General features: G+C 40.0%; 11 protein-coding genes. 8 read left to right on the top strand and 3 right to left on the bottom strand.

Annotation, left to right across the window (positions count from 1 at the left end):
- Positions 1 to 80 precede the first annotated feature (80 nt).
- Both GQR53_RS19595 and GQR53_RS19590 read right to left on the bottom strand, forming a co-directional pair.
- Entirely contained in the window at positions 81 to 1,217 is a 1,137-nt protein-coding gene (locus GQR53_RS19595) for a PilT/PilU family type 4a pilus ATPase (protein WP_165744992.1), read from the bottom strand.
- Positions 1,218 to 1,226: 9 nt separating this feature from the next.
- Complete coding sequence (locus tag GQR53_RS19590) at positions 1,227 to 2,267, bottom strand: type IV pilus twitching motility protein PilT (protein WP_039488318.1); 1,041 nt, start codon at positions 2,265 to 2,267, stop codon at positions 1,227 to 1,229.
- Between the two features lie 2 nt (positions 2,268 to 2,269).
- On the opposite strand from GQR53_RS19590, the gene GQR53_RS19585 reads away from it, so the two are divergent.
- The 8 genes from GQR53_RS19585 (at position 2,270) to GQR53_RS19550 (ending at position 9,297) form a co-directional block, all read left to right on the top strand.
- Positions 2,270 to 2,983, top strand: coding sequence for a YggS family pyridoxal phosphate-dependent enzyme (locus GQR53_RS19585; RefSeq protein WP_165744991.1), 714 nt, complete (start codon positions 2,270 to 2,272; stop codon positions 2,981 to 2,983).
- A 17-nt stretch (positions 2,984 to 3,000) separates the two neighbouring features.
- Positions 3,001 to 3,822, top strand: a complete 822-nt coding sequence (proC, locus tag GQR53_RS19580; RefSeq protein WP_002962567.1) for a pyrroline-5-carboxylate reductase — start codon at positions 3,001 to 3,003, stop codon at positions 3,820 to 3,822.
- Between the two features lie 26 nt (positions 3,823 to 3,848).
- Entirely contained in the window at positions 3,849 to 4,382 is a 534-nt protein-coding gene (locus GQR53_RS19575; protein WP_002962568.1) for a YggT family protein, read from the top strand.
- Between the two features lie 60 nt (positions 4,383 to 4,442).
- A complete protein-coding gene (locus tag GQR53_RS19570; protein WP_165744990.1) occupies positions 4,443 to 4,886 on the top strand; it encodes a DUF4426 domain-containing protein in 444 nt (147 codons plus the stop codon).
- A 4-nt stretch (positions 4,887 to 4,890) separates the two neighbouring features.
- Positions 4,891 to 5,490: an XTP/dITP diphosphatase gene (locus tag GQR53_RS19565; protein ID WP_165744989.1), complete on the top strand. Its 600-nt coding sequence runs from the start codon at positions 4,891 to 4,893 to the stop codon at positions 5,488 to 5,490.
- Positions 5,487 to 6,623, top strand: a complete 1,137-nt coding sequence (gene hemW, locus GQR53_RS19560) for a radical SAM family heme chaperone HemW (RefSeq protein WP_165744988.1) — start codon at positions 5,487 to 5,489, stop codon at positions 6,621 to 6,623. Before GQR53_RS19565 ends, hemW begins: the two co-directional genes overlap by 4 nt.
- A gap of 79 nt (positions 6,624 to 6,702) precedes the next feature.
- Positions 6,703 to 8,538, top strand: coding sequence for a DUF885 domain-containing protein (locus tag GQR53_RS19555; RefSeq protein WP_165744987.1), 1,836 nt, complete (start codon positions 6,703 to 6,705; stop codon positions 8,536 to 8,538).
- A 90-nt stretch (positions 8,539 to 8,628) separates the two neighbouring features.
- Complete coding sequence (locus tag GQR53_RS19550) at positions 8,629 to 9,297, top strand: hypothetical protein (protein WP_165744986.1); 669 nt, start codon at positions 8,629 to 8,631, stop codon at positions 9,295 to 9,297.
- Here GQR53_RS19550 and GQR53_RS19545 read toward each other — a convergent pair.
- Positions 9,280 to 9,723 carry a hypothetical protein gene (locus GQR53_RS19545; protein ID WP_039488311.1) on the bottom strand — a complete coding sequence of 148 codons (444 nt, stop codon included), beginning with the start codon at positions 9,721 to 9,723 and terminating at the stop codon, positions 9,280 to 9,282. The genes GQR53_RS19550 and GQR53_RS19545 overlap by 18 nt on opposite strands.
- Between the last annotated feature and the right edge of the window lie 378 nt (positions 9,724 to 10,101).

The following is a 10,101-nucleotide window of genomic DNA, read 5'->3' as shown; positions in this document are numbered from 1 at the left end:
TCGTTTGGATCGGTCAACCGGTCATTTTCTTAACTGATCGGCATTAGCCAATTGGCGCTTTTTTATTGATTACTTTTAAATTATTGATCCCTATTTTTATCATCAAGGCCATCAATAGTAACGCCCTGTAAAAAGCCCGCACCTTGTTGTTCGTTATTGCGCAGTTTTATCATTAAGCGTAAATCATTTGGCGAGTCAGCATGGTGCAGTGCATCAGCGTAGTTAATTCGCTGCTGTCTGTACAACTCAAATAACGCTTGGTCAAAGGTTTGCATGCCCATTTCTTTCGACTTAGCCATTGCCTCTTTAATTCCGCCAATATCACCATTTTTTATCAGTTCAGCGACCATTGGTGAGTTAAGCAATATTTCAATAGCTGCAACACGGCTTTCACCATCAGCAGTCGGTACTAATTGCTGAGCTACAATTGCACGTAAGTTAAGTGCTAAGTCGTACTTAAGCTTATCGTGTTTTTCTTTTGGAACTAAATGCATAATACGGTCAATCGCTTGGTTCGCATTATTAGCATGCAGTGTTGCAACACACAGGTGCCCGGTTTCAGCAAAGCTTAGGGCGTATTCCATGGTTTCTTGCGAGCGAATTTCACCAATCAAAATAACATCTGGAGCTTGGCGTAATGAGCTTTTAAGTGCCGACTCAAAGCTTTCTGTATCAAGCCCTACTTCGCGCTGAGTAATAATACTTTTACGATGCTCATGAACAAATTCAATCGGATCTTCAATGGTCAGTATATGACCTCGTTGATTACGGTTTCGATAACCAATAAGTGCAGCTAGTGAGGTCGATTTACCCGTACCTGTACCACCTACAAATAAGACAAGACCGCGTTTAGACATAATTACATCTGTCAGCGTAGACGGCAGACCTAAATCACTCACATCAGGAATTTGCGTCACAATACGGCGAATAACCATACCTGCTCTATCTCGCTGCCAAAAAGCAGAAATACGAAAACGCCCTTCGTCGGTAGCAATCGCAAAGTTACATTCTTTCGTTGCATGAAACTCTGCTTTTTGCTTTTCGCTCATTGCAGATTCAACTAACTCAAGCGATTGCTCATCTGTAAGCCTATCGTCACTGAGGGCTGTTAGCTCGCCGTTTATTTTTGCACTTACAGGTAACTGACTCGATACAAATAGGTCAGAACCCTTTTTCTCAATCATTATGAGTAAAAAGTCGTTTAAAGATAAAGCCATAATAATTTCTTACCCACCAAATTGTGTTTTGTCTTGCGCTTTTTCTTTCGCTGCCGCATTTGTAACAATACCGTGATTAACTAAATTAGTTAAACACTGATCCATTGTTTGCATGCCCACAGACGCACCGGTTTGAATAGACGAATACATTTGTGCAATTTTATCTTCACGAATCAAGTTACGAATCGCAGGAACTGCAATCATAATCTCGTGTGCTGCAACTCGCCCACCACCAATTTTTTTAAGCAGTGTTTGCGAAATTACTGCACGTAAAGATTCAGATAACATTGAACGCACCATGGCTTTTTCTTCACCTGGGAAAACATCGATAATACGGTCAATGGTTTTTGGTGCAGATGTTGTATGTAGCGTGCCAAACACTAAGTGACCCGTTTCAGCAGCGGTCATTGCAAGACGAATTGTTTCTAAATCACGTAACTCACCTACAAGTATTACATCAGGGTCTTCACGCAATGCACTACGAAGAGCATTTGAAAAGCTATGTGTATCGCGGTGAACTTCACGTTGGTTAATTAAACTTAATTTATTATCGTGAACAAACTCGATTGGATCTTCTATTGTTAGAATATGGTGATGCTTATTTTGATTTATATAATCGACCATAGCGGCAAGTGTTGTTGATTTACCAGAACCCGTTGGCCCTGTTACTAACACGAGTCCACGTGGGGTATCAGAGATTGTTTTAAAAATATCTGGCGCACCTAAATCATCAAGCGTTAACACTTCACTTGGTATGGTACGAAATACCGCAGCAGGCCCGCGATTAGAGTTAAACGCATTCACACGAAAACGTGCTAAATTAGGCACTTCAAACGAAAAATCCACTTCGAGGTTTTGTTCGTAGTCCTTGCGTTGATTATCGTTCATAATATCGTAAACCAGACTGTTTACGTCTTTGTCTGCAAGGGCTGGTATATTAATGCGGCGAACATCACCGTCTACGCGTATCATAGGTGAAACACCCGACGATAAATGTAAATCGGATGCTTTGTGTTGCACACTAAACGCTAATAATTCGGTAATATCCATTTATGACTCCACAACTAACTGATAAATATATGGTTACAATAGCAGAACGACTCACATCCGCCTACGCTAGAATTGCAGACGCGGCAAAAAACACACAGCGAAACACTAACGAAGTTACTCTACTAGCAGTGTCTAAAACTAAACCAAGCGAAGATATTATTGCAGCTTATGAGCATGGTCAGCGCGAATTTGGTGAATCTTATGTTCAAGAGGCTATAGATAAAATAGCTCAACTACAGTCATATAGCGACATCATTTGGCATTTCATTGGCCCTATTCAATCAAATAAAAGTGCACTAGTAGCTGCTTACTTTGATTGGGTGCAAAGTGTTGATCGCATAAAAATAGCAAAGCGATTAGATTCCCAGCGCCCAGACGATAAACCACCTCTTAATATACTTATTCAAGTAAATATAAGTAATGAGGAAGCAAAGTCAGGTTGCCGCCGCGATGAAATAGATGAACTTGCCGATTATATTAACCAATGTGAGCACTTAACACTTCGAGGTTTAATGGCAATTCCCGCTAAAAGCGACAAACTGGATACGCAAATTCAATCTTTTGAGCAATTACAAACTTGCTTTGATAAACTAAAGACCCAATATCCTCAAGTAGATACTTTGTCGATGGGTATGAGTAACGATGTTGAAGCTGCCATTAGCGCAGGCTCAACCATGGTAAGGATCGGCACAGACATTTTTGGAACACGAACTTAAAAGGTGATAACAGATTTATGTCAGATAAAAAAATCGCATTTATAGGCACAGGTAATATGAGCTACGCCATTATTGGTGGCATGGTAAAAAACGGCTTTAACGCAAGTAACATAATTGCGACTAACCGCAACCAAGAAAAGCTTGAAAAGGTAGCATTTGATTTCAAGGTGCAAACCACCAGTGACAATAACGAAGCCCTGCGCGATGCTGATGTAATTGTTTTGTCTGTTAAACCACAAATGATGGGCGATTTATGTAAATCGTTTCAAGAGTCAGGCGTAGACTTTAGCGATAAACTGTTTATTTCTGTTGCTGCGGGCTTAACTGTAAAACGTTTGCGTGAAATGCTAGGCCAAGACGTTAAAATGGTACGTTGCATGCCAAACACGCCATCTTTATTAGGTCGCGGAGTATCAGGTTTATATGGTGCGGGCGAAACACAAAGCGAACACGAATTTGTACAACAAGTTTTTGAATGTACAGGCATTGTTGTATGGGTGGAAAAAGAGTCACAAATTAACGATATTATTGCTGTAACCGGCTCATCACCTGCTTACTTTTTCTTATTTATGGAAGCCATAGAAGAAAAAGCTAAAGCGCTGGGCTTTAACGATGAAGACGCTCGTCGCCTGGTACAACAAACAGCCCTTGGCGCTGCCGAAATGGCACTTAGCCAGCCTGATATTAGTATTTCGCAACTACGTTCAAACGTAACATCTAAAGGCGGCACTACTCACGCAGCTGTTGAGCACTTAAAAGATGAAGGCTTAACTAAAACCGTTGGCGATGCAATGGATGCGTGTATTGCGCGTGCAGAGCAAATGGAAAAAGAACTTTAAAACCACTTTTTATTGAAGGTTACACTATGAATGCCATGCAATTTTTAATCAGTACCCTGTTTGATTTGTTTTTAATGGTGGTATTACTGCGCTTTTGGCTGCAGTGGGCAAAAGCCGACTTTTACAATCCAATGAGCCAGTTTGTGGTTAAAGCCACGTCGTTTGCGGTAAAACCACTGCGTAAAATCATTCCGGGGTTTGGCGGACTTGATCTAGCATCTCTGTTGCTGGCATTTATAGTGGCTGTAGCCAAAATTAGTACTTTAATGCTTGTTATATATAATGCGTGGGCAATACAGCCTGTGCTTATTCAAGCACTTATAACGGTACTAAAAGAAGGCCTTAATTTAGTATTTTGGGTACTTATTATTCGCGCTATTTTAAGTTGGGTTAGCCAAGGCTATAACCCTATAGAAGCGGTTTTCCACCAGCTTACTGAACCAATGCTAAAACCAATTCGTAAAATATTGCCATCAATGGGTGGCTTAGATTTATCAGTTTTAGTGCTTATTATTGGTATTCAGTTTTTGCAAATGCTGCTTATGGATTTTCTAGTCTAATATAGATTTTTTAATTAGAGGCCCAAAGGCCTCTTTTTTATATGTTTTGAGGAATACATAATGAACCGTTTAATTAAGTTTTGTTTTATTGCTTGTTTAGCATTTGCATTTAACGCGCAAAGCGAAGAAATGCAAGGCGCACAATACAAAGAGCTTGGCCCTTGGCAAGTGCATTACATCGCCTTTCCTTCTACTTTTATTCAGCCAAAAATAGCAACAGCGTATGGCCTTGAGCGAAGCGGATACAAAGGCATTGTAAATATTTCTATATTAAAAAATGATGCCGATAAAACAGCACAAACGGCAAAGCTTACAGGCACAGCTAAAAACCTACTTGGCAACAAACAAACGCTTACTTTTAAAGAAGTAAAAGAAGGTGAGTCAATTTATTACCTTGCCCAAGTTGATTACACCAACGAAGAGATTTTACGCTTTGAGATTGAGATACAACAAAATAATCAATTTCAAAAATTACAGTTTCAGCAAAAATTTTACGTAGATTAATAACATGACCAAAACTTTAGTACTTGCTACAGGTAACCCTGGCAAAGTAAAAGAGCTAGCTAACATGCTAAGCTCTCTGAATATTAATGTAGTTCCACAGAGCGATTTTAACGTAAGTGAAGTTGCCGAAACCGGCACTACCTTTGTTGAAAATGCCATTATTAAAGCGCGCCATGCCGCTAAAATTACTGGTATGCCTGCTATTGCCGATGACTCAGGTTTAGAAGTTGATGGCTTAAATGGCGCGCCCGGTGTTTACTCAGCCCGTTTTGCAGGCCCAGGTGCCAGCGATCAAGATAACATTGATAAGTTACTTGTAGATTTAGGTGATAACCCTATTCGCAGTGCACGCTTTTGGTGTGTACTGGTGTTAATGCGCCACGCAGACGACCCTACTCCGCTTATTTGTAGTGCTAGTTGGGAGGGCGAAATTACGCTCACTCAAAATGGCAATGGTGGATTTGGTTACGATCCTGTGTTTTTTGTAGCAGAGAAAAATTGTACGAGTGCTGAGCTTACAAAAGAGCAAAAAAATGCAGTGAGTCATCGCGGACAAGCGCTGCAAAAATTATTACTAGAACTACAGCAAAAAGGCGGCCTGTGAACCTTCCACCACTGAGCTTATATGTGCACGTGCCTTGGTGCGTGCAAAAATGCCCGTACTGCGATTTTAATAGCCACGGACAAAAAGGTGAAATACCTGAAGCTGAATATGTTCAACACTTAATTGATGACTTAAAAGCAGATTTGCACTTAGTGCAAGGGCGTAAAATTCACAGCATTTTTATTGGTGGCGGCACGCCAAGCCTATTAACTGGTGCAGCTTATACCCGATTATTAAATGAAGTCGACAACCTAATTGGGCTTGAAGAACACTGCGAAATTACCCTTGAAGCCAACCCTGGTACAGTAGAAACAGGTCGCTTTAAAGATTACGTAAAAGCAGGCATTAACCGTATTTCTATCGGTGTGCAAAGCATGCAAAACGACAAGTTAAAAGCACTTGGTCGGATTCATGGCAGCGACGAGGCAAACTATGCTGCGCAACAAGCTAAAGAAGCCGGTTTAAATAGCTTTAATCTTGATTTAATGCATGGCTTACCTGGGCAAACCCTTGATGATGCTCTGAGTGATTTAAAACAAATAATAGCGCTCGATCCACCGCATATATCTTGGTATCAACTAACTATTGAACCCAATACTCAGTTTGCTTCAAAGCCCCCTACCTTGCCACAAGATGAAACACTGTGGGACATTCAAGAACAAGGGGTTGAGTTACTCGCGCAAGCAGGTTACGTGCAATACGAAATATCGGGCTATGCAAAACCGGGCTATCAATGCCAACATAACTTAAATTATTGGCGTTTTGGCGATTATCTCGGTATTGGTTGCGGCGCACATGGTAAGGTTACTGATGCAAATACAGGGCTTATAACGCGTACCGAAAAGGTTAAACATCCTCGCGGCTATATGGATTTAATTAAACCGTATATGTATAAAAGCTGGCGTGTAGAGCAAGACGATTTAGCGTTTGAATTTTTTATGAATCGCTTTCGCCTTGTTGAGTCTTGCCCAATTAATGATTTTAATAAACTAACAACACTGCCGCTGCAAAGTCAGCAAAGTGCATTAAACCAAGCAATAAATAAAGGTTTATTGACTCAAATAGACAGCCATTGGCAGGTAACCTTAAAAGGTCATCGCTTTTTAAATGACCTGCTAGAATTGTTTGTGTAGCGCTAAGGCACTGCACAACAATATAAAACTAATAAATATAAATCACCCTAATGGGTTTCTAACAACAAAAGGGAAAACAATGCGTAAACTCACTTTTATTGCGGCCGCAGTAAGCGTTGCACTACTTGCTGGTTGCCAGCAAACAACACAACAATCTACTTCAGCCCCTATTGCACAAGCAGTTCAATCACAACAAAGTGAAATAGACAAAGCCAATGCATTTTTTGAAGATACATTTAACCGCGATGTAATGAGCAGCCCTGTATATCAAACATACATGGGGATTAAGCAAGATTACGATAAATGGGACGATGGCAGCGAAGAAAGAAAGCTTAAAGATTTAGCACAAACAAAAGCTGACCTAGTTGCATTAAAAGCAATTAATCGTGATTTATTAGATTATGCAACAAAAGTTAGCTACGACTTAAAAAAACAGGATCTTGAAAGCTCAATTGCTGACTTTAAATGGCGCTACCATAATTACCCTGTGAACCAGATGTTTGGTACGCATTCTATGATCCCTGCGTTTTTAATTAATCAGCACTCAATTAGTAATGTAAAAGAAGCTAAAGACTACATTTCACGCCTAAATGGTGTAACTGGTGTTATTGATCAGCTTATCGTTGATTTAACTGTACGTGCAGAAAAAGGCATCATAGCCCCTAAATTTGTATTCCCGCATGTTATTGATTCAAGCAAAAACATTATTCACGGTGCACCGTTTGAAAAAGGCGATGATTCTACATTGCTTGCTGACTTTAAACGAAAAGTAACAGCGCTTGAAATTGGCCAAGGCGAAAAAGACTCGTTAATCAGCGATGCATCAGATGCATTAAAATCGGCTGTTAAACCATCTTACTCTAAGCTAATTAATTACCTAGCGCAGCTTGAGAAACGTGCTGATGATCGCGATGGCGCATGGAAATTACCAGATGGCGAAGCGTTTTATAACAACGCACTTAAGCGCACTACAACAACAGATTTAACGGCTAAAGAAATTCATGCAATTGGTTTATCTGAAGTGACACGTATTCATGATGAAATGCGTGAAATTAAAGATAAAGTAGGCTTTAAAGGCGACTTAAAAGCGTTTATGCAGTTTATGAAAACTGACAAACAATTTTACTACCCTAATGATGCACAAGGTAAGCAACGCTACCTTGATGAAGCCACTGGACTTATTGATACAATGAAAACACGCTTAGATGAGTTATTCATTGTTAAACCAAAAGCTGATTTAAAAGTAAAAGCAGTTGAAGCATTCCGTGAAAAAGCAGCGGGCAAAGCATTTTACCAACAGCCAGCTCCAGATGGTTCACGCCCAGGTATTTACTACGCTAACCTTTATGACATGGAAGCTATGCCAACATATCAAATGGAAGCACTTGCTTACCACGAAGGTATTCCGGGTCACCACATGCAAATCGCTATTTCGCAAGAGCTAGAAGGCGTTCCTAAGTTCCGTAAATTTGGTGGTTACACAGCATATATTGAAGGTTGGGGTTTATACTCAGAGTTCATTCCTAAAGAAATGGGCATGTACTCAGACCCTTACTCAGATTTTGGTCGTCTTTCAATGGAGCTATGGCGCGCATGTCGTCTAGTGGTTGATACGGGTATTCACGCGATGAAGTGGACTCGTCAAGAAGGTATTGATTACTACGTAAATAACACGCCTAATGCAACATCTGACGGTGTTAAAATGGTTGAGCGTCACATTGTAATGCCTTCACAAGCAACGGCTTATAAAGTGGGTATGCTTAAGATTTTAGAGCTTCGTGAAGACGCTAAAAAGCAACTGGGTGATAAGTTTGATATTCGCCAGTTCCACGACGTAGTACTTAAAAATGGTCCTGTACCACTAAATGTACTAGAGAACTTTGTTAATGAATGGGTAGCAAGCAAAAAAGCTTAAAACCAATTTAAACAACTGCTTTAAATATGAAAGGTCGCATTTGCGGCCTTTTTTGTTTTATAGTAGTAAAAAAGATTTTTGGAAATAATAATGGATTTAAGCATACAACTACTTAATGCGCGTATTTCAAAGCAACAGTTAAATGAGCTCGATAACGACTTTAAGCAGTTAAGCCCTGCTCAGCAAACTTTGCAGCTTAACCATTTATATGACAGCGCCCAACGGTTGAGTGTTAAGTATGACTTTATGCAAAACATAGCAGCGCGGATATTAAGCTCTAACACAGCGCCTTCTCCATTTATTAATCAACTCACTAATATTGACGCATTGAGCTTTTTTACCCCTGCGCTGAAAGTAAATAAAGGCTTTTTAGTACAAGATACACAAGGAAATAACGTACTGCACAATGTGTTTAAGCATGCCGATGCGACAAAGCTGCCATTTAACTATGTGCGCTCTTTGATGTTGTTTGAATCAAATGATGAGTTAGCTAAAGCGCTGGCGCAGCCCAACTCTCATGGCTTAACACCGGTTGCCTGCTACATAGCCTATGCAAATAAACCTAGCACACCGGTAAAGCATGAATTTTCAGCTTTGTTAGCATTAATGGAAATAGAGCAAAAACAAAATCCTAACGCTAAACAGCAGCTTGCCAACATAATAAAAGGGCAAAAAGTTAACGAGACCACAATTTTACTGAGCGCCGCTTACTTGCAACGCTCAACGGCGCAAGTTGCTCACTTAATCAAGGCGCTTTAATTCACTCACAACTTCTGTACGCACACTGTCTATGGCATGTGTAATAGATTGTGCAGCACTTTGGTGATCAACCATATTTGGCCAATTTGTTTGCCAGACCTTTTGTAAGTCTTTTGTTTTTAAATGTACTTTATCAACGGCTAAGTAGCTTAAGTCATGAATTAAGTTAACTTTAACCCAGCCTTTTCTGGGGCTGCCATCTATTTTGTTATTATCGTAATGTGCCGCAAATACAATAAGCTCAAGCTCGGCTAGTTCTTGTAAGATTTGAAAGCTAGCAATGCGTGTATTGTTGTTATCTTCACTTGCCTCCATCCGCCATGCATTATAACTAAAGCCTATAAACGCAAATACTACGCTCGCTATAGCAGTGAAAAAATACGAACGGGGCGCCAGTACAAACTGACCATATTTAGACTCTGACATATTATTTCCTAGGGCCTGTTTATCTTTCGAGGTTAAATTTGCAGCAGTATGTTTGGTATTTAGGCAAGGCAGAGCCTATGCAGTGTGGTTATTTCCCATAAATAGGCGGTAACGTGGAATAAATGCCAAACATGCGCTGCCGAAGGGTTCTGCCTAGGGGCAATTTACTCTTTGTTGCCTACATGGATGTCATAGGTAAGATCTTAAGAAATTGAGTTGAAGCTCAATTCATGATCAAATGGTTGTTACCACACAAACCACAGAATCAAGAAAAGAGCTTCAAATGAATGCTAACATTTTTATTAATAAGTTAAAAAGTATCCTAAGTGAAAAAAACTGAACCGACTTGGTAAACAAGTAGCATTTACTAAAAGAGAA

The organism is Pseudoalteromonas sp. Z9A6 (genome assembly GCF_011378805.1).
GTDB lineage: Bacteria > Pseudomonadota > Gammaproteobacteria > Enterobacterales > Alteromonadaceae > Pseudoalteromonas > Pseudoalteromonas distincta.
Note: the sequence above shows the minus strand (reverse complement) of the source record. Positions and strands in the feature narration are given on the sequence as shown.